The sequence below is a fragment of the Nonomuraea sp. 10N515B genome (assembly GCF_052245915.1).
GTDB lineage: Bacteria > Actinomycetota > Actinomycetes > Streptosporangiales > Streptosporangiaceae > Nonomuraea.
Genome location: NZ_JBQQBQ010000030.1, coordinates 71,747 through 90,802 on the forward strand (window position 1 = coordinate 71,747; position 19,056 = coordinate 90,802).

The 19,056-nt window shown below is 68.9% G+C and carries 15 protein-coding genes; 5 read left to right on the forward strand and 10 right to left on the reverse strand.

Annotated elements, in window-relative coordinates:
• Positions 1-55 precede the first annotated feature (55 nt).
• The gene (locus tag ACTWQA_RS35140) at positions 56-1,264 is read right to left on the reverse strand and encodes a L,D-transpeptidase (protein WP_443163287.1); all 1,209 of its coding nucleotides are present in this window, start codon (positions 1,262-1,264) and stop codon (positions 56-58) included.
• 731 nt (positions 1,265-1,995) lie between these two features.
• Positions 1,996-2,562 carry a TetR/AcrR family transcriptional regulator gene (locus ACTWQA_RS35145; protein WP_443163288.1) on the reverse strand — a complete coding sequence of 189 codons (567 nt, stop codon included), beginning with the start codon at positions 2,560-2,562 and terminating at the stop codon, positions 1,996-1,998.
• Between the two features lie 89 nt (positions 2,563-2,651).
• Between ACTWQA_RS35145 and ACTWQA_RS35150 the strand changes: the two genes are divergently transcribed.
• Genes ACTWQA_RS35150 through ACTWQA_RS35160 form a run of 3 tightly spaced genes read left to right on the forward strand, consistent with a single transcriptional unit; the run spans position 2,652 to position 5,643 of the window.
• A complete protein-coding gene (locus ACTWQA_RS35150) occupies positions 2,652-4,574 on the forward strand; it encodes a fumarylacetoacetate hydrolase family protein (RefSeq protein ID WP_443163289.1) in 1,923 nt (640 codons plus the stop codon).
• Positions 4,571-5,173, forward strand: coding sequence for a DUF2867 domain-containing protein (locus tag ACTWQA_RS35155; RefSeq protein WP_443163290.1), 603 nt, complete (start codon positions 4,571-4,573; stop codon positions 5,171-5,173). The genes ACTWQA_RS35150 and ACTWQA_RS35155 overlap by 4 nt, the downstream gene beginning before the upstream one ends.
• On the forward strand, positions 5,170-5,643 hold the full coding sequence (locus ACTWQA_RS35160; RefSeq protein WP_443163291.1) for a DUF6463 family protein: 474 nt from the start codon (positions 5,170-5,172) through the stop codon (positions 5,641-5,643). The genes ACTWQA_RS35155 and ACTWQA_RS35160 overlap by 4 nt, the downstream gene beginning before the upstream one ends.
• A 132-nt stretch (positions 5,644-5,775) precedes the next feature.
• Here the strand turns inward: ACTWQA_RS35160 and ACTWQA_RS35165 are convergent, their stop codons facing one another.
• From ACTWQA_RS35165 to ACTWQA_RS35195, 7 genes are all read right to left on the reverse strand, one after another.
• Complete coding sequence (locus tag ACTWQA_RS35165) at positions 5,776-6,822, reverse strand: ArsO family NAD(P)H-dependent flavin-containing monooxygenase (RefSeq protein WP_443163292.1); 1,047 nt, start codon at positions 6,820-6,822, stop codon at positions 5,776-5,778.
• Positions 6,819-7,196, reverse strand: a complete 378-nt coding sequence (locus ACTWQA_RS35170) for a metalloregulator ArsR/SmtB family transcription factor (protein WP_443163293.1) — start codon at positions 7,194-7,196, stop codon at positions 6,819-6,821. The genes ACTWQA_RS35165 and ACTWQA_RS35170 overlap by 4 nt, the downstream gene beginning before the upstream one ends.
• A 31-nt stretch (positions 7,197-7,227) precedes the next feature.
• Complete coding sequence (locus ACTWQA_RS35175) at positions 7,228-8,466, reverse strand: MFS transporter (RefSeq protein WP_443163294.1); 1,239 nt, start codon at positions 8,464-8,466, stop codon at positions 7,228-7,230.
• A complete protein-coding gene (locus tag ACTWQA_RS35180) occupies positions 8,463-8,732 on the reverse strand; it encodes a hypothetical protein (RefSeq protein WP_443163295.1) in 270 nt (89 codons plus the stop codon). Before ACTWQA_RS35180 ends, ACTWQA_RS35175 begins: the two co-directional genes overlap by 4 nt.
• Positions 8,733-8,746: 14 nt before the next feature.
• On the reverse strand, positions 8,747-10,162 hold the full coding sequence (locus tag ACTWQA_RS35185; RefSeq protein WP_443163296.1) for an FAD-dependent oxidoreductase: 1,416 nt from the start codon (positions 10,160-10,162) through the stop codon (positions 8,747-8,749).
• 32 nt (positions 10,163-10,194) lie between these two features.
• Positions 10,195-10,332 (reverse strand): hypothetical protein, encoded by a 138-nt coding sequence (locus tag ACTWQA_RS35190; RefSeq protein ID WP_443163297.1) that lies wholly within the window; start codon positions 10,330-10,332, stop codon positions 10,195-10,197.
• A gap of 141 nt (positions 10,333-10,473) precedes the next feature.
• A complete protein-coding gene (locus ACTWQA_RS35195; RefSeq protein ID WP_241564472.1) occupies positions 10,474-10,815 on the reverse strand; it encodes an ArsR/SmtB family transcription factor in 342 nt (113 codons plus the stop codon).
• A gap of 49 nt (positions 10,816-10,864) precedes the next feature.
• On the opposite strand from ACTWQA_RS35195, the gene ACTWQA_RS35200 reads away from it, so the two are divergent.
• Positions 10,865-11,932, forward strand: a complete 1,068-nt coding sequence (locus ACTWQA_RS35200; protein ID WP_443163298.1) for a flavin-containing monooxygenase — start codon at positions 10,865-10,867, stop codon at positions 11,930-11,932.
• Positions 11,933-12,132: 200 nt separating this feature from the next.
• Here ACTWQA_RS35200 and ACTWQA_RS35205 read toward each other — a convergent pair whose 3' ends face one another.
• Complete coding sequence (locus ACTWQA_RS35205; protein ID WP_443163299.1) at positions 12,133-14,661, reverse strand: FG-GAP-like repeat-containing protein; 2,529 nt, start codon at positions 14,659-14,661, stop codon at positions 12,133-12,135.
• Between the two features lie 281 nt (positions 14,662-14,942).
• Between ACTWQA_RS35205 and ACTWQA_RS35210 the strand changes: the two genes are divergently transcribed.
• Positions 14,943-18,842 (forward strand): ALF repeat-containing protein, encoded by a 3,900-nt coding sequence (locus ACTWQA_RS35210; protein WP_443163300.1) that lies wholly within the window; start codon positions 14,943-14,945, stop codon positions 18,840-18,842.
• The last annotated feature ends 214 nt before the right edge of the window (positions 18,843-19,056 follow it).

Genomic DNA, 19,056 nt, shown 5'->3' on the forward strand with positions numbered 1-19,056 from the left:
ACTCATCGGGCTGGTAGATCTGGTGTCTGCTAGATCCACCGGCGGTGTGCGGGTATCAGAAGCTGATCGTGGGGCCGGCCTTCAGGGAGCTCCACTTCAGCCATTGTTTCCAGTTCTCCTGCCAGTGCCCCCAGCCGTTCGTGGGCTCCAGCTTGCGCGGCGAGCCGGTGATGATGATCGGGTCGCCGATCAATGTGTTCTTGATGAACCAGACGGCATTGTCGGGGCTGATGTTGACGCATCCGTGGCTGACGTTCGAGTTGCCCTGCGAGCCGACCGACCAGGGCGCGCTGTGCACGTACTCGCCGCTGTTGGAGATGCGCACGGTGTTGTAGACGGTCAGCTGGTAGTAGCCGGCCTGGCCGGGCCCGATGCCCGGGGAGGTCATGACGGTGACGGGCTCGCGCGACATCGCCAGGTGGATGCCCGAGGTCGTGTAGTACTTCCACACCCCGCCCTGCCCGGCACTCATCGGCATCGTCCGGACCTTCTTGCCGTCCCGCCGCACGATGAGCACGTGCTCGTCGGTGCTGCCCTTGGTGATCTGGGAGCGGCCGATCGTGAAGTTGAGCGTGACGTCACGTTTGCCGTACATGCCGGGCCCGCCGCGGACGCCCGCGAGCCGCGCTTCCACCCGCACCTTCGTATGCGCGGGCCAGTACTTCTGTGGCCGGAAGTCGACGTGCTGGTCGTCGAACCAGTGCCAGGCGCCCTCCACCGGCTTGGAGCTGCGGACGGTGAGGTTGCGCTCGATGGACACCCGGTCGGTGACCGGCTTGTCGAAGGCGATCATGATGGGCATGCCGACGCCCACTGTCAGCCCGGTGTCGTCCTTGTTCGGGGTGATGGTCTCGATGTCGAACGTCTCTTTGCCCTTGACCGTTGTGAACGTGCTGGTGCTCGTGCTCTGCTTGCCCGCGGCGTCCTCGGTGACGGCGGTGACCGTGTAGGCGGTGCCGGGGCGGGCGGTGCCGATGCTGCGCCAGCGGGTGCCGTCACCGCTCAGCACGCCCTTGAGGGAGGCGGACTTGCCGCCGTCCACCCGTACGCTCGTGAGCCTGCCCCCGTGGACGGCCACGACCATGGGCTGGTCGGTGGGCACATTGGAGGTCTTGTCCTGCGGCGAGAACGACACGGAGGCCCCGCGGGCCCCTCCACCGGCCATGGCGACCCCATCCCTGCCGCTCCCGGCAGGGACGTCCGAGCATGCCGTCAGCAGCGCCAAGGCCAGCAGGCCGGCCGATCCATACGGTATCCGCTCCACGAGCGACTCCCTTCGTCCTAGGGTGACCGCTTTGTCGCTTTTATTGCCCTTAGTGGCGAATGGTCACATCAGGGAGCTGGCAAAGATCGTCAAAAGTGGGTGTCCCAAGTGGGGTGCCCGCTTCGAGGTGGCGCCATAAACGCGAGACCTGGAGAACTCGGCACGCTTGCGAACAAGGGACCCCGCGCCCAAGGCTGCTCCTGGCGCGACATCGCCCGCCGGCTCGGGCTCACCAAACAGGCCGTGCACTACAAGCACGGCCTGCGCTTCCCCCGCGAGGAGCCGTGATGTGGCAGCGACTGACCGCCGACGGCCGCCAGGTGGTCCGCTATGCCCACGCCGCAGCCCTGACTCGCTGGAAGGGCCGACCGTGATGCGCATCACCTGTCACGACTGGCCCCACGTCAGTTGTGGCAAGCTCACAGGGCCGCTATGACCGTGGGGACCTTGAAGATTGTTTTCACTCCCGAGGATCTCGCTCGCATCCGGATCGCCACCCGTCCCGACCCCATGTGGGAGATGGTGCTGAGCCTGCATCTGTTGCAGTCCCGGGGCGGCGGCGCCCACACTGCCCCTTTCTGGAGCGGCCACGGCACTCAATGCCGATCTGCAGCGGATGGCCGGCCATGCGGCTTGCGACGAGTAGATCGACTTCGCGCAGCCGGCCGGTCACGCGGTCGAGCAACTGCGCAGATTCGGTGACGCCGCACGGAAGGCCGGCGTCCGGAGGTCTATCCGAGGCTGACCGGTAGCAGGGCGCGGATCGTGGTGCGGACGGCCTCCAGGTCCACCGCCTCGGGAGCGACCCGCCACTGGGCGTGAACACCGATGACGGCCCCCACCAGCAAGACCGTGAACGCCTCCGGGGTCGTTCCCGGAGGCAGCGCCTGTGCCGGTACCCGGGCCTGTACCGCCTGCCGGAGTGCCGCGTGGAGCCGTGCGTAGTGCTCACGGATCGGCGAGTCGACCTCCACGGCCTCGGCGAGCAGCGTGATGAACAAGCGCGTGACAGGCAGGCGGATGAAGCCTGTGACCTGGTCGAGCGGGTCGCCGGGGCGGTCCCCGGCGGTCGGAGGGAAAGCGGTCAGCACAGCCTGGAGCTGGTCGTCGACCACCGCTTCCAGCAGGCCCAGCTTGTTGCCGAAGTGCCAGGGGATGGAGCCGCGGCTGATGCCGGCCTTGTCGGCGATGTCGATGAAGCTCGTCTGCCGGTATCCCTTCTCGGCGAACAGCTCGGCGGCGGCCGTCACCAGCAGCCGGCGGCTCTCTTGAGTCCTCTCGATACGTCGCGTGGCCATGCGGTCCATCTAATCAGGTATGCCGAGCGACAGAGCGAATGCCGATCGATATAGCCTATGTTGGTCAACATAGAAGAAGGGGGGTCGCCATGCGTTGGGTGACCTACGCGACGGACGCCGGAGACCGCGTCGGAGTGATCGGTGACGACCGGATCCATCCGGTCGCGCCTGGCGTCAGCCTGATCGAGCTCATCGGCAGGGGCCGGGAGGAACTGCGGGCCGCCGGGGAGTCGGCCCTGGCCTCCGCGGCGCACGCCGTACCGTTGGCAGGAGCCACGCTGCGAGCCCCCATCCCGCGCCCGCCATCCATGCGCGACTGCCTGTGCTTCCTGGACCACATGCGCAAGTGCCAGCAGGCAGCCGGCCGACCCCGCACGCTCAAGGACGCCTGGTACGAGATCCCGGCCTTCTACTTCGCCTGCCCCTCCACGGTCGTCGGCCCGTACGACGAGGTGGCGATGCCGCCGGGCGCAGCGTGGTTCGACTTCGAGCTGGAGATCGCCGCGGTCATCGGCCCGGGCGGCCGTGACCTCACCCCGGAAGTAGCCGAAGAGCGCATCATCGGCTACACCATCTACAACGACTGGTCGGCGCGAGACCTGCAATTGCGCGAGAGCCCGCTGGCAATCGGGCAGGCCAAGGGCAAGGATGGCGCCACCACGTTAGGCCCGTACCTGGTCACCCCCGACGAGTTGGGCCCCGGTCGCCGGCCGGCCCTGCGCGTCGAGGCGAAGGTCAACGGCCGGACCATCGGCTCGGGAAGCACCGAGGCCATGGACTGGAGCTTCGGCGAGGTCATCTCCTACGCCTCGCGCGGCGTGGATCTGCTGCCCGGAGACGTGTTCGGATCCGGTACGGTGCCCGGCTGCTGCCTCATCGAGCACCTGTCGCTCGCCGACCCCTCCGCCTTCCCCGGCTGGTTGCGGGACGGCGACGTGGTCGAGCTGACGGTCGAAAGGCTGGGCCGTACCCGCCAGACCGTGCGCGCGTCCGCTCCGCCGTACCCGCTGGCGCCGCGGCACAACCCCGACCGGCGGCCGCCCCGCCCGCGCGTCAACCGCGCCCCGTCCAAGCTGCCCTACACCCGCGGCTTGCACGAGGTCGGCGCGGGCGTGTGGGCCTGGCTGCTGCCCGACGGCGGGTACGGCTGGAGCAACGCGGGAGTGATCGCCGGCGAGGGTGCGTCCCTCCTGGTCGACACCCTGTTCGACCTGCCACTGACGGCCGAGATGCTCGACGCCATGCGGAAGGTCACCGACAGGCGCCCCCTCACCCACGCCGTCATCACCCACTCCAACGGCGACCACACCCACGGCAACCAACTGCTGGGCGAGCAGGTCCAGATCATCGCGGCGGAAGCCACCTGCGCCGAGATGCGGCACGAGATGCCCCAGGAGATGCTGACCGCCACCCACGTCGTCGACATCGGCCTGGCGACCCCCTACTTCCGCGAACGCTTCGGCGCCTTCGACTTCAGCGGCATCCGCCTGCGGCTGCCCGACCTGACCTACGACGGCGAGCTCACCCTGGACGTGGGCGGTCGCGAGGTGCGGGTGATGAACCTCGGCCCCGCCCACACCGCCGCCGACTCGGTCGTGCACGTGCCGGACGCGGGCGTGCTCTTCGCGGGCGATCTGCTGTTCGTCGGCTGCACCCCGATCGTGTGGAGCGGCCCGATCGCCAACTGGATCAGCGCCTGCGACAAGATGATCGCCACCGGCGCGCACACGATCGTCCCCGGCCACGGCCCGGTCACCGACCCCGACGGGATCCGCGCGGTGCGCGGCTACCTCACCCACGCGATCGAACAGGCCGACGCCGCCCACGCCCGCGGCCTGACCTTCCAGGAGGCGATCGAGGCGGTGGACCTCGGCGAGTACGCCACCTGGCTGGACGCCGAGCGAATCGTGGTCAACCTCCACCGCCGTTACCGCGAACTCGACCCCGCCGCCACGCCCGAGCTGGACCAGATGACGCTGATGGCCATGATGGCGCACAAGGGGCTCTCATGAGGCTGCAGAAGACCGCGCACACGTCCCTCCCGTGGCGCATCCACGCACTCACCAGGGACTTCGCGGTCGAGGACGTGTGGTCGTTCCACACTCCCGGAGCCGGTCCCGACGACTTCCCCGCGATGCTTGCCGCCATGCGAGCAGGCGGCGGACTCGCGAAGCAGACAGGGCCGGCGAGGTATTTGTTCGCCCTCCGGTGGAAGATCGGGGCACTTCTCGGCTGGGACAAGCCCTCTGCGGGCATCGGCCGCCGGGTCGCCTCGCTCCGCGACCGCCTGCCCGGCGACCTCCGCGACGCTCCCCGCGGCCCGGACAGTCCGAACCTGCCGCTCACTCCGGTCTACGAGCTCGACACGGAAGCCGCCCGCGAGCTGGCCAACAAGACCGTGCACACCGTGATGCACCTGGGCTGGGTCCGGGGCGCGAACGGCGACCACGAGCTGCGGATGGCCGTCCTCGTCAAGCCCAACGGACTGTTCGGCCGGCTCTACATGGCCGCCATCGCGCCTTTCCGGTACCTCATCGTCTACCCCTCCCTGACCCGGCGATGGGAACGAGCCTGGCTCGACCGCGACCACGAGAAAGGAACGTCACGATGAACTCCAGGAAGCGGATGCTCCGCTGGGCGAGCGGGATCATGCTCGTGCTGGGAATCGGGCACCTATCGTTGCTGGCGCTCGCCGCCTGGGAGGACATCACCGGCTGGGTGGATCGAGGGATGTGGGCAGCAGTTCCGCTCGAAATCACCGACGGAGGGACCGTTCAGACGCTGGAGTCCCTTCAGAACAAGCTCACCTTCTGGGCCGCTCCGGGAAGCTTCGCCGTGCCCCTGATCCTTCTGGGGTGCCTGACATGGCACCTCGCTGGACGCGGAGTGGCTGTGCCCGCAGGAGTCGGCTGGGGCCTTGCGGCGTGGTGTGTGATAGGCGGCGTCCTTCTCGTGCCGTCCCCGTTCTTCGCCGGGATCGTCTCCGGGGTGCTCATGATCCTGGCGGCGCGGAATAAGGCTGGGGCGGGAGCGGCCCGAGATCGAGAGCCGGCCGGACAGCAGCCACACGGTAGCCACTAGCAGACGGGCCGCTGCCACAAGGGTGTCCGGCTGGACGCGATCGAGTCACGATCCCATGCTGATTAGATGCTCGCCAAGATAAGGCGATGGTCGAATTATTGGACGTCGTCTGGTTCAGCGGGCGCGTGGCGGCTACAGCTGGGCGGCGACTTGCCGGGCGGTGCGGCCGGCGCCGATGAGGGTGGCCGAGGCGGGGCCGGTCCAGTCGCCGTAGCCGAGCAGGTGCAGACGTGGCTCGCCGACGGCTCGGGTGCCTTCGGTCGGGATGAGTCCGTCAGGGCCGCGCAGTCGCAGCGGTGCCAGGTGGCCCAGGGCAGGGCGAAAGCCGGTGCACCAGATGATGGCGTCGGCATCCAGCGTGGTGCCGTCGCTCCAGGCGATCCCGGTGGGTGTGAGGCGGGCGAACATCGGTTCGGCCTTGAGCGCTCCCCGGTCGCGAGCCTCACGTACGGGTGGGACGGCGACGATGTCGCCCAGGTCGCCGATGCCGGGTGCGGTTTCACCGGTCTGGGCTGCTCTGTGGCGGCGGGTGGCAAGGTCGAACAAGACGCGGCCGTCTACCTCGTCAGGGAGTAGGCGGGGCGGGCGCAGAGTGGTCCAGGTGGTGTGCGCAACGGTAGAAAGATCCGCGAGGATCTGGGCGGCGGAGTTGCCGCCGCCCACCACGACCACTCGCTGACCACGGAAGGTCTCCGGGCCTCGGTAGCCGGCGGTGTGGAGCTGCTGGCCGCGGAAGTCGCCGATGCCCGGATAGTTCGGGATATAGGGGCGCCACCAGGTTCCCGTCGCACTGATGACGATCTTGGCCTGCCAGACGTCCCTGTCGGTCTCCACGACGAGATGCCCGTCGCCGCGCCGGACGGCGCGCGCCGTCGTGGGCCGGATGATCGGGAGCTGGTAGCGCTGCTCGTAGTCGGCCAGGTAGGAGACGGTGTCCTCCGCACTCGGGCAGCCGCCGCCGGGAGGCGAGGGCATCATGCGGCCGGGCAGCGAGCTGTACTGGGCGGGCGAGAACAGCCGCAGCGACGGCCAGGCATGCCGCCACGCTCCGCCCGGTCGGTCTTGGGCGTCGAGGATGACGAAGTCGGCCTTGGCGCGGCGCAGGTAGTAGCCGGCGGCTAAGCCCGCCTGGCCACCGCCGATGACCAGGACATCGACCGCGCGGGGTGTATCGGTCATGCAGGGGTGAGCTCCAGCTCGCCGGGCCTGCTGGACGGGGGCTCGGTGAGCGGCGCGAACAGGGCGCCCAGCTTGTTCACCGCTTCGGGGATGATCCGGTAGTAGACCCAGGTGCCGCGGCGTTCGCCGTCGATCAAGCCCGCGGTACGCAAGACCTTGAGGTGGTGCGAGATCGTGGGGGCCGTCAGGTCGAAGGCGTCGGTGAGGTCGCATACGCAGGCCTCGCCTCCGGCGTGGGAGCCGATCATCGACAGCAGGCGCAGCCGTACCGGATCGGCGACGGCCTTGAGCATGACCGCCAGCTCGGCGGCGTCGGTCTCCGACAGCGGCTCGCGCGCGATCGGCGCGCAGCACTGGATCGTGACGGCGGTCATCCGGCACCCCTTACTTCGAAATCTATCGAAATCATACGCGATGGTAGGCGACCAAGGCGAACGCGGCGATCACGCAGGCGGCGGCGACCGCGCCCATCACCCAGACGTAGCCCACCGCTTGGGCGAGCGCGACCGCTCCCAGCGGAGCGAGGGCCTTGTCAGCGACGGAGAAGGCGGCGATGCGGCCGGACAACGAGGCGTAAGCGGCGGTGCCGTACCGGCCGACCAGCAGGTGTGGCAGGGTGATGGAGGCGATGCCGAAGCCCAGCCCGAATCCCAGGACGCAGCCGATGGCGCCCGGCACCGTGTGCCCGACCAGCGGCAGTAGCAGGACGGAGACGCCCTGCAGGGCGAAGATCGCAGCGGCGATGAGTGCGGCGGGCAGGCGGCGTTGCAGGCCGGTGGTGAGCAGGCGTCCGGTCACCGACAGCACCCCCAGGAGTCCGGCCAGCGTGGCGGCCAGGACGGATGAGTGCCCGAGGTGGATGAGGTAGGTGATGAGCAGCACCGCCATGACCGCCGCCGCGCCGCCGTTGGCGGTGAAGGCGAGCACCAGCAGCCAGAACGGCCGCTGACGGGTGGCGGCCTTGACGATGCCGGCCCGCTCTTCTGCTGTGGCGAGCTCCTGCTTGATGTGGGTGCGGCGGCGCAGGACGAGCGCGTGCAGGGGAATCGCGGCCAGGCCGTAGATCAGCGCCAGGACGACCAGGGCCTGGCGCCAGCCGTACCACTCCACCAGCAGCCCGGTGAGCGGCAGGAAGATCGAGGAGGCGAAGCCGGCCACGACAGTGAGCGCGAGCAGGGCGCCTGCCCGGCCGCGTTCCCGGGCAGGGCCGTCGAACCAGCTGACGATGACGGCGAAGGCCGACTCGTAGAGCACCATGGCGCAGGCGATGCCCATCGCGGCGAACACCGTGTACAGCTGCCACAGGCTCTCCACCCGCGACCACGCCAGCACGGCGACCGTGCCGAGAATTGATCCGGCGGTCATGAGGCCACGGCCGCCGCGGGCATCCAGCCGGCGGCCGACCAGCGGCGCGCACAGCGCGGCGATCAGGATCGACAGGGTGAGCGCGGCGGCGATCTGGGCGTTGGTGGCGTGCAGGTCGCGGGCCATCGGCGCGAGGAAGACGGAGAAGGCGTAGTAGAGCACGCCGTACCCGATGGTCTGGGTGACGGCCAGCGCGGCGACGATCCGCCGGCCGTGGCCGGAACGCGGCTGACCGCCGCCCCTGGCTCCTGGGGCGGCGGTCTCGGTGGTGGAGCTCACTCCGGCTCGCTCGAGCACGAGATCAGGCGGCGGCCGTCCGCGGTCGTCGACCACTCATCACCCGTTGCAGCGATGAAGCCCTGGGCCTCCAGCCGCCAGGCCAGGGTGCCGGCCATGCGGGCGATGGCCGGTGCGAAGCCCGGGTTGGTGCTGGATCGTCGCGCGCTGACCAACTGGCGGCCGAGCTCTTCGGTGTGCAACCGGCCGTGGTCGCAGATGAGGCGCAAGGCCTCCTTCTGGGCGGCGGTGGGGTATCCGTCTGACATGTCGATCCCTGCTTTCAGCCGCAGCAGCCGCCGTCGTTGGAGGCACCGACAGTGGCGCCGGCGGTGGCCAGAGGCAACGGGGTGGCCAGCAGGCCGCCGCTGATACCGGTGGCCAGGCCTACACGCTGCTCCTGGGCCTCGGCGAGGTTGGAGGAGCACACGCCGGTCTCCGGCAGGTCGAGCTGCACGTCGCGGGCAGCCTCCCAGTCGCCCGCGATGGCCGCGACGACCGAGCGGACCTGTTCGTAGCCGGTGGCCATCAGGAACGTCGGGGCGCGGCCGTAGCTCTTGACGCCGACGGCGTAGTAGCCCGGTTCGGGGTGGGCCAGCTCATCGACGCCGTGCGCGGGCACGGTGCCACAGGAGTGCTGATTGGGGTCGATCAGCGGGGCCAGCTGCCGGGTGGAGCCGAGGATCGGGTCCAGGTCCAGACGCAGCTCGGAGGCGATGGAGTGGTCCGGTCGGTAGCCCGTCGCGGCCACGATGCGGTCCACCGTGACCGACTGCTCGGCACCGGACGGGTCACGGCTGACCACGCTCACCTGGTCGCCGCTCCGGGTGACGGAGTGGGCGAAGAAGCCGGTCAGCAGCTGGATGCGGCCCGACTCGACGTGGGCGCGCAGGCGGGTGCCGAGCGCGCCACGTGCGGGCAGCGCGTCGGCCGCGCCGCCGCCGTAAGTACGGCTGGCGCTGCCCCCGCGGATCGCCCAGGTGATCTGAGTGCCGTCGAGTTGCGCGAGGGCCAGCAAGGTGGTGGCTGCCGAGTGGCCGGCGCCCACGACCAGCGTGTGCCTGCCCTCGTAGGTTTCGCGGTCGGCGCCGAGCACGTCGGGCAGGGCGTGGTCGACCAGCCTGCCCGCCTCCGCCTCGCCGTGGGCGGGCAGGCCGCTGGCGCCCAGGACGTTCGGCGTGAAGTAGGTGCCGGAGGCGTCGATGATCGCGCGGGCCTGCAACTCCTCGCCGCCGTCGAGACGGATCAGGAACGGGACGTCTTCGCGGCCGTTGGTCCGGACCCGGTCATAGCCGAGGCGGCTGATCGCCGTCACCTTGGTGCTGAGCCGTACCTTGTCGCCGAACAGCTTGGCCAGCGGAGCGAGATAGTCGGTGATCAGCTCGGCGCCGGTGGGCAGCCACTCGGGGTCCGGTTCGCTCCAGCCGTCGGCCTCCAGCAGGCGCTTGGCGGCGGCGTCGATGTTGAACTTCCACGGGCTGAACACCCGGACGTGCCCCCACTGCGCGACCGAGGCGGCCACCTGCTCGCCGGCCTCCAAGACCAGGAAGTCCAGGCCGCGCTCAGCCAGGTGCGCGGCGGTGGCCAGACCGACCGGGCCCGCGCCGATGACCACCACCGGCAGCTCGCCGGCCTCGATCCTGCTCATGGGCTGCTCTGCCTCCAGGGGCGCGGTGGTGCCGCAGCATCCGTCACTCATGATTGCCTCACTCGCATTCGGTCGTCGGGTGGCTAGCGGAGCATCAGGCTCGTGGTCCGGGCACGATCGATCGCGGCGCCGGCCCGGCAGGTGGCGTCGCAGACCTCGCCGCGGATCTCGTCGAACGTGACGGAGGTGTCACGGCGGAACCAGCGCAGTAGAGCACGCATCGCACATCTCCTGTTTAGATGACTTTCGAAGCAATAGGCAGCATGCCCCACTGATTAGAGATCTGTCAAATTAGATGTTGGCCTAAGTTGCCGAGACGCCGGGTCGGCGCGAGCCCTATCGAGGGATGGCCTGGTCCGGGCCTATCCGCACCCGCCGGCGAACGGGCCATCCCCGGGAGGGCAGCACGCCTGCAGGGCATCCTGCAGATCCGTCAGAGCGCGCCGCACGCCGTCGGGATTGGCGCGGTAATGGACGGTCTTCCATTCGCGCCGCGCGGTGAGCACCCCGCCGTCGCGGAGCGTCGCCAGATGGGTGGAGGCGGCGGACTGGGCGAGCGAGAGCCGCTCGGCCACCTCGTTGACCGTCAGTTCCACCCCACCCTCGAACAGGAAGAGGATCTGCTGGCGGGTGTCGCTGGCCAGCGCCTTGAGGAAGCCGCGGGCCGCGTCCGTCAGCTGGATCCCGTTGGTCGCCATCTCCATAGGATGACTCTACACCGTCGTATTGTCATTTCACGATACGATGCGGTGCATGGACACGATCGTCATCGGCGCGGGCCAGTCCGGCCTCGCTGCCGCCCTCGCGCTGCGCGAACTCGGACGTACCCCGGTCATCCTGGAAGCGAGCGACCAGCCCACCGGCTCCTGGGCGCACTACTACGACAGCCTCGCCCTGTTCTCACCCGCCCGCTACAGCACCATGCCCGGCCTGGACTTCCCTGGCGACCCCGACCACTACCCCCACCGGGACGAGGTCGTCGCCTACCTGCGGCGCTACGCCGACACCCTGGACGTGGAGATCCGCACCGGCACGCGCGTCAGCGCGGTGGAAGCCGACGGCTCAGGCGGTTTCCTCGTGCACCCCTCAAGCGGTGACACCCTGCAGACCATGGGCGTCGTGGCCGCCAGTGGCTCCTTCGGCAACCCGTACGTGCCCGATCTGGCCGGCCAGGACGGCTTCACCGGCCAGGCCCTGCACGTGGCCGACTACCGCAACCCCAAGCACTATGCCGGACAGCGCGTCGTGGTGGTGGGCGGCGGCAACTCCGCCATCCAGGTCGCCTACGAACTCGCCGCCGTCGCCACCGTCACGATCGCCTCCCGGCAGCCGATCCAGTTCATGCCGCAGATCGTCGGCGGCAAGGACGTGCACTACTGGCACACCACCACCGGCTTCGACACGCTGCCGCTGGAATGGCTGGCCCGTATCGCGACCGGCACGCTGGTGATGGACACCGGCGACTACGCCGTCTCACTGGAGTCCGGCCGGATGGATCGGCGGCCCATGTTCACCGGCTTCGACGGCCACCGGGTCATCTGGGCCGACGGCGAGCGCGAACACGTCGACACGGTCGTCTACGCCACCGGCTACCGACCCCACCTGGACTACCTGCAGCCGCTCGGCGCCCTGGATGACGCTGGGTTGCCGCTGCACGTCGGCGGCATCTCCACCACCCACTTGGGGCTGGGTTACGTCGGGCTCGAGTTCCAGCGCTCCTTCGCCTCCAACACCCTGCGCGGGGTGCACCGCGACGCCGCCCACGTCGCCGCCCCGATCGCCGCTTACGCGAGCAAGGCCCTGGCCGCCTACGGCCTGTGACATCGTTGCCGAACCGCGCTGTCGGGGTGACACAAATGATCCGCCGATGGAACCGGTTGATCTGGTTGTGCGGCCGACGCAGACCGGGGCGCCCGGCTCGATGCACTGTGGTCTGGCCTTGACGACGTCCGGGAGTTGCTCGGGACGTACAACAGATCGGTGGGCTGGACGCCGACGTCCAGCCCACCGAATTGCGCGTGTCAGCCGATGGCGGTGACGGTCCAGCCGACCCCGATCTGGGAGCGGCTGCCGAAGCGACCGTTGCCATTGCCGGGATAGACCCACAGATTGCCACTGCCGTCGAGGGCGACCAGGTCAGTCTTGCCGTCACCGCTCAGATCCATGGCCGCGACCTTGAAATTGCTCCAGCCGGTGCCGGATTGGGTACGGCCGGCAAGCGTGACACCGTTCTGGCTCGTGTTGGCATAGAACCAGAGCTCGCCCGAGGTGTCGATCGCCATGACATCGGCGCGGTTGTCGCCGCTGAAATCGGCGGGGAAGATGCGGAAGTCGGTCCAGCCGCTGGTGCCGATCTGGGTCTTGCCACCCCCGTCGGGGTAGTAATACAGCGCGCCGTTGCTCTCGTTGATGCCGAACAGGTCGGCGTGCGGGGTGCTGTTGGCGTTGCCTGCGGCGTGGACATAGTTGGCCCAGCCGGTGCCGATCTGCTTCTTGCCGCTGCTGGACAGAGATCCGCCCTGGTTGGGATACATCCACAGAACGCCGTCGGAGCCCTTCATGACGACGTCGGCAAGGCCGTCGGCGTCCCAGTCAGTGACGACCCATTTCAGGGGACCCCACCCGCTGCCGATCTTTACCCGGTTGCTGACGCTGACGGTGGTCAGTCCCGAGCCGCCCTGGTTCGGATACATCCACAGGTCACCGGCTCCGTCGGTGATGATGACATCGTTACGACCGTCCCCGTCGAAGTCGTGCTTGTTCAGCGCGGGCGTGAGTGAAAGCCGGTTCCAGGTCTGGAGAGTGGACAGTACGCCCTTGAAGTGGCCGCCGAGGCTTGCGGCGCCGGTCTTGTGCGTGCCTGCACGCAGTGCGCCGGCGGCTTTCCACTTCACCGTGTGCCTCACGCTGGCGACGTTCCGTCCGTTGACCCAGAGGATCGCGACGCCGGTGGCGGCCTTGTAGGTCACGGCGACCTGTGACCAGACACCTGCCGGAGCGCTGCCCGCGGGTGCGATGGCGGTGTCCCAGACAGGACTGGCCACGTCGGATCGGCTCATGGCGAAGCGCCAGGATCCGTTCTCAGCCCAGAGTTTGAAGCCGGCGGTGTTGACGCCGTCCTGGGACAGAACGGTGCCACCGGCGGCGGGTTTGGCCCAGGCGCTGAGGCTGAAGTCGGCATCGGTGACGACGGCGGGGCCACCGGCCGAAAGGCTTCCGGTGGTGCCGTTGAGTTCGACGGCCGGGCTGAAGGTGTCGCCGGTCTTCCAGGTCGCGCCGGCGGTGGCGGTCAACGGGAGGCCGGTTCCGGTGAAGGCGCTGTCGGCGCCGGCGCTGACGGCGGTGCCCGACGTAGCTGTGGCGGGCAGGTCGGCCAGGGTCCAGGTGTGGTCGGCCACGGCGGTGGTGATGGCGTTGACCCAGGTCGCGAGATCGTCAGTGCGGGCGGCGGTGAGGGCGCTGTCGCTCCCGGCGGTGTCAGGGCATCCGGCCTGGCCCGCCTGACTGAGAACGGCTGCGATCTTGCCGCCGTTGAGGACAGGGGCACCGGCCATCCCACTGCACACCAGCGGTCCGGCCGCGGTGGATAGTGTCGTGGCGGTGGCGCCGGTGAAGGTGACCTGCGCGCTGCGCTGTTGGTCGGTCGTCCAGTCGGTGGCCGTCATGCCGGCGCGGCTGTGGCCGACGGTGGACAGCTCGACACCGGTGGGAGCGGCGGTGGCCACCGGGATCGGGGTGATCCCTTCGACCGGGGTGGCCAGCCGGGCCAGGACCACGTCGCGGCCGGCACGCGGGCTCAGCCAGTCGACCTTGACACCGGCCTTTCCGGGGAACGCGACATAGGTAGCGCTGGCCGGCGCGCCTTCGGTGAGCTGGGGCTGGTTCGGATCGGTGGCCAGGCAGCTCGCGGCGCCGAGCGCCCAGCGTGGTGCGACCAGCGTCACGGTGCACTCGCGGCCGTCAGCGGCGAGCTTGCCGACCGCCGCCTGCGGGCCGGTGCCCGGTGCCGGGCCGGTGCCGGTACGCAGTTGCAGCAGCATGGTGGGCGAGGCGTTCGGGTCGGTGCCCAGGCCCACTGAGGTGCTGCCGTCCGGGTCCACGTTGACGGTGAGATTCTCGCCGTCGTCGTTGCGCAGCTTCGCGGTCACCTGGTGGCCGGTGCCCTGACGCTGGCCGTCGCCGCGGATCTCGTAGACGCCCGGAACTTCGAGGTTCAGTACACCGGAGGAGGCGGCCACCTTGAAGCAGAGGCGGCCGAATCCGTCGGGGCCGATGGTTTCGTCGGTGGTGTAGATCTTCAGCAGGCCGATGTCACCCTGCACCGGCGTGGCGCAGTCGACCAACAGGATGTGGCCGTCGCCGGAGATCAGCCTGACGTTCTGCGCCGCCAGGATCTCCGCCGCCCCGGGGTAGGGGTAGATGCCGTTGTCCACCAGCGATGGAGGCGAGATCGCAGATGCGCTGGCTGGCGCTGGGCCGACAGCTACCGATAAGGACGCTGCCATCGCCGCGGCGACGCCCAGCGTCACCCAGCGCGGTGATAAACCCATGATCAAAACCTCCGGTGATGAGCTGTCGCGGAAGCTTCCGATAGGCTGCTGAGGCCGACCGTGACGGTTGAAGGGGTTCACGACCCGTTCACCTTGCTTGCGCCTCTGCGGGTACGAAATGAGGCTAGTGAAGCCCGGTATGTTTCCGGTATATCCGCCGATGTCTGGTATTGCCTGGCATCTGAGCATCGTGTGACACTCCGCAGAGCTGAACGGACGGTGACCAGACTCGCTCCTTCAGCGCTCCCAGTGTGCGAGTTCGAGCGGTGACGGAGGCTGCAGTGCAGCTGAATGTGCGTGCGCGGATGTCGATACGTCGGCAGGCGGTGATCGCGGCAATCGTGGTCCTGGCTTTGCTGGCCAACCTGCTGCAGGTGATGCCGGCATATGCGGAGGTGTCGGTCGCGGCCAATCGCTCCCTCGTGGTGTCGGCCTGGCAAGAGGGCGGCCCGCAGGTTCGATTAGCGGCCGAGGCGGCGCTGCTGGGCACGGACGCTCAGGTCAGCGCGTTCCTGGCCGAGGGATGGAACCATGCCCAGCGCCTCGACCAGCGGGACAGCCTCGCGGACATCATCAGCGACGGTGGTCCGGCATTGCGCGCGAAGGCTCGGGCCGCCATGGACGCGGACGCCGCGGGTGACCAGAACGCCATCCCCGCCTTCCTGAACAGCGGATGGCAAGGCCCGTCGGACATCGATACGCGCGTGTCAGTGAACCAGTTGATGGCCGCCGGCGGCGATCAGGTCAAGCAGGCGGCTCAGGCCGTGCTGGACTCCGGGACCACCCAGGAGCTGCAGGAGTTCCTGACGTCCGGCTGGCAGGCGCAGTGGAACACCGACCAGCGGCTGCGGATCAACCAGGCCATGGCCACCGGTGGCCCGCAGGTCCGCGCCGCGGCCCAGAAGGCGCTCGACGCGGGCACGCCAGAAGCACAGGAGGCATTCCTCACCTACGGCTGGGCGGTGGCATCGGCGCGGGACGACGAGATCGCGACGCTGCAAGACCTGCTCGGCCAAGCGCAGGCGGCCGGTGCGCTGGCGGCGCAGGAGACCGCCAACGCCGTTGCCGAGGGTGGCCGCGCCAAGGACGCCGCAGCAGCGGCGCGCCGGTCCGCGGAGGAGGCCGCTGCCGCGACCGAGGCTGCGCGCAACAACATGGCTGAAGCGAAGGCGCAGGCCAAGCGGGCGGCGACTGCAGCGCAGAAGGCGGCTGACGCCGCTCAGGTGGCCGTTGAGGCCGCGGCGGCGGCGGTCCGGGCGGCGCGAGCAGCCGCCCATGCAGCGGCGCTGGCTGCGCAGATGGCAACGAAGGCCAATCAGTATGCCACCGCAGCCTATCTCAAGGCTAATGCGGCGGTCCTAGATGCCTCGAAGGCGGCAGACGCACGACATGCGGCGCAGGTAGCCACCGCGATCGCGAAGGACACGAAGAGCTTCGTAGCCGTAGCAGAACAGGCAGCCAAGGCGTTCGAGGCCATGTATGGTGCTGTCGCATCCGCTACGAGCGCGGCCGAGAATGCCATGGCGGCAGCGTCCGCCAATGAGCAGGCGGTCCGGTTCGCCAACGCGGCGGGCTGGGCTGCCGAGGAGGCTGTCGAGGCGGCGGCGAGAGCGCGAGCCAACGCCGAGCGGGCCGTCCGGGCGGCACGGGCGGCGGAGAACTATCTCAGGGTAGCCGTCGATGCCGCGTACAAGGCGCGAGATGCCGCCAACCGGGCAGCGGCCAACGCCGAGGCCGCGGCAGCCGCGGCTCTTGATGCCGCGGAGCACGCCGGTGAGGCCGCAGAGGCGGCGAAACGGGCCACCGACTATGCCAACGCCGCCACCGCGGCAGCGCAGGAGGCACTGGACACCGCAGCCGAGGCGGCCGCGCTGTTCGATGCGGCGCGGACCGCCGACGCCGAGCGCTTGGCGGTGGCCCGTGATGAGGGATTGGAGAAGGCCCGGGCAGCCAACGTCGCGTATGAGGCGCACCGGCGCGTCGCCGACTGGGACATCGACCAAGCCGCCAAACGCGACGCCGAAACCAACAGTCTCATGGCCGTGGCGATCAACCCGACGACCGAGCGCGGCGCCGCGGTGGCGGCGGCCCGCAAGGTCGCGCTCAACTTGGCCAGCGGCCAGGGCGCCTGGACCAAGCAGGCGGCGCTTGCCGCGCTGGGCGGGGCTGACGATCTCGTGCTGGAGTTCGTCCGCACTGGCATCGCCGGTGCCGCGGCACAGGACAACCGCCTCGCGGTGATGAACCTGGCGGTGAACGAGAACGCCGCTTTGGCAGCAGCGGCCCATACAGCGCTGGCCGGCAGCGACCAGACGGTCGCGACCTTCCTGCGTACGCAGAACTATCCCGGCCGCTACAGCGCGGACCGGACGAAGGTCAACCAGATCCTGACCGCGGCCAAGGCGGCCGGTGACGTCGTGCTCGCGCAGCGGGCCCAGCAAGCCCTCGACGTCGACACGCTGCAGGCGTTGCGTGACTTCCTCGACACCGGCCAGTACACCGCGGCGACCATCGGTGAACGGGTGCTGGTCAACCAGATCCTGGCCAACCCGGACAGCGGGCCGGAATTGAAGGCGGCCGCGCAGATCGCCTTGGAGGGACCGGCCCCAGGCCTGCGGCAGTTCCTCAGCACCGGCCGGTTCACCGCAGCCGAGCGGGACTACGAAAGCGCGACTCACCTTGCCGTGGTCGCAGGTCTGCACCAAAAGATCAGTCAGGTCGCCGAGACGGCAGCGCAGGATGCTCTGAAAGCGCAGAGCGTAGCCGCCCGAGCCCGCAACGATGCCGCTCAGGCTGCGTCCTACGCTCAGCAGGCGCTCGACTCGGCGAGCCGGGCTGCCGGCTACGCGCAGAAGGCAAGCACCTATGCCAGCCAAGCTGCGGCCTCGGTGGACAAGGCCGCAGCCGCGGTCAAGACCGCCCGCGCGGCGGCCACCCGGGCCACGACCTCAGCTCGCAGCGCCATCCGGTCGGCCACTTGGGCGATCCACTCCTACCAGGTCGCCGTCAACGCCGCCAATGCGGCCTTCAAAGCGGCCAGCGTCGCCTACGAGGCAGCTCGTCGAGCCGGCAGGGATGCCGCCGGTGCCATCTCGGCGGGCAAGGAGGCTTACTCCGCCTATGAGGACGCCTATGGCGCGGCCATCTTCCAATGCGAGGTCGATTACGGTGGCGAAGACCTCGCTGGGTGGGAGAACTTGCTCGACCCCGGGGGCGAGTGGTACGAAACCTGTCTCCGCAACATTATTGCGGACCCGGATGAGCTGATCCCGCGGGCATACTTCAACTCCGGCTTCTGCGAGATGTTGTATGCGCCAACCACTCAACTTTACGAGAACTGCATTCAGTCCGTCCTGGATCCCGCGTTCCGAGGAGTGCAAAATCTCACTTATGCCGCTGAGCTGAGCGGGGCATTGATGGAATCCTGGGGATTCATACAGGACTCGGCCCTCTTTTGGTATACTTTGAGGGGTCGGATTCCGAGTTCCGCGATTACCAAAGAGAATCGCGACGTACTGAAGAACCTGAATAACGTTCTCAAATTCGGGCTCGGAGTTTACCATCTCATCAAAGGTGATAAATCGCTGGCCGAGGCGCTGTCTGAATACGGCCCGATTCTTTTCTCCCACGAGCTATTCGATCAGCTCAGCGTCGGCTCCCAGGCGCTCAAGACGGCTTACGCGGCTGCTGGAATGGGCGCGGGGGCGGTCTACCAAGTCCAAATAACGCTGAGCCAAGCCAAGGCGGTTGCCGCCGTTCCGACTGCTCAGGCGATGCTCGCCGGTGACTACTCCACCGCCATGAACACTGCTTTCTTCTGGTCGGGCCGCACCGCGACATCGTCTGGCGGGTACGTGGCGGCAGGACCCGATGCTGCCGCTGAGATAGCGCGAGGCATGGGCGGCACCACGCTCGAAGCTCTCATGGGCAGCCGCGGAATTCCGCAGGCGGAGCGGGGCTCCACTCACCCCTTGCTGGTCGAGGTGTGGCAAAAGGTGATCGCCGCCTATGCCCGAGGTGTCTCAGGAGAGGTCAGGGTGGTTCTTGGAGAAGACCTGGGTCCGGGCAGCGTCTGGAAGAACATCGAGTGTCCCGCGCTCATGTCCAATCCCAACGTCACGAAGGTGACCGCGATCGACCTGACCACACGGGCGACGAGGGTGATCTCGAACTGTAATTGATTCTTAAGCGGAGTCGATCCAAAAAGTCCGCACCGGCACCCTGGTCGGGGTGCCGGTGCGGAGCCGGGCGTACCCATAGTGAGCCGCCGGGACCATTCACCCCATCCTCGCGCGCTTCGAGAACATCGACCCCAGCCAGCCAGGGCGGCGCGTGATCGGCCGCTCCTTCGCCCGGCGGCTCGCCGCGGGCACCGGCCCGGGACCACGCTCCAGA

Bases quoted from the DNA above. Each gene is read 5' to 3' on its own strand.
- ACTWQA_RS35180 (WP_443163295.1), bottom strand. From the start codon at position 8,732: ATGTCAGACGGATACCCCACCGCCGCCCAGAAGGAGGCCTTGCGCCTC.
- ACTWQA_RS35195 (WP_241564472.1), bottom strand. From the start codon at position 10,815: ATGGAGATGGCGACCAACGGGATCCAGCTGACGGACGCGGCCCGCGGC.
- ACTWQA_RS35200 (WP_443163298.1), top strand. From the start codon at position 10,865: ATGGACACGATCGTCATCGGCGCGGGCCAGTCCGGCCTCGCTGCCGCC.
- ACTWQA_RS35155 (WP_443163290.1), top strand. From the start codon at position 4,571: ATGAGGCTGCAGAAGACCGCGCACACGTCCCTCCCGTGGCGCATCCAC.
- ACTWQA_RS35150 (WP_443163289.1), top strand. From the start codon at position 2,652: ATGCGTTGGGTGACCTACGCGACGGACGCCGGAGACCGCGTCGGAGTG.
- ACTWQA_RS35190 (WP_443163297.1), bottom strand. From the start codon at position 10,332: ATGCGTGCTCTACTGCGCTGGTTCCGCCGTGACACCTCCGTCACGTTC.
- ACTWQA_RS35160 (WP_443163291.1), top strand. From the start codon at position 5,170: ATGAACTCCAGGAAGCGGATGCTCCGCTGGGCGAGCGGGATCATGCTC.
- ACTWQA_RS35170 (WP_443163293.1), bottom strand. From the start codon at position 7,196: ATGACCGCCGTCACGATCCAGTGCTGCGCGCCGATCGCGCGCGAGCCG.
- ACTWQA_RS35205 (WP_443163299.1), bottom strand. From the start codon at position 14,661: ATGGGTTTATCACCGCGCTGGGTGACGCTGGGCGTCGCCGCGGCGATG.
- ACTWQA_RS35165 (WP_443163292.1), bottom strand. From the start codon at position 6,822: ATGACCGATACACCCCGCGCGGTCGATGTCCTGGTCATCGGCGGTGGC.
- ACTWQA_RS35185 (WP_443163296.1), bottom strand. From the start codon at position 10,162: ATGAGTGACGGATGCTGCGGCACCACCGCGCCCCTGGAGGCAGAGCAG.
- ACTWQA_RS35145 (WP_443163288.1), bottom strand. From the start codon at position 2,562: ATGGCCACGCGACGTATCGAGAGGACTCAAGAGAGCCGCCGGCTGCTG.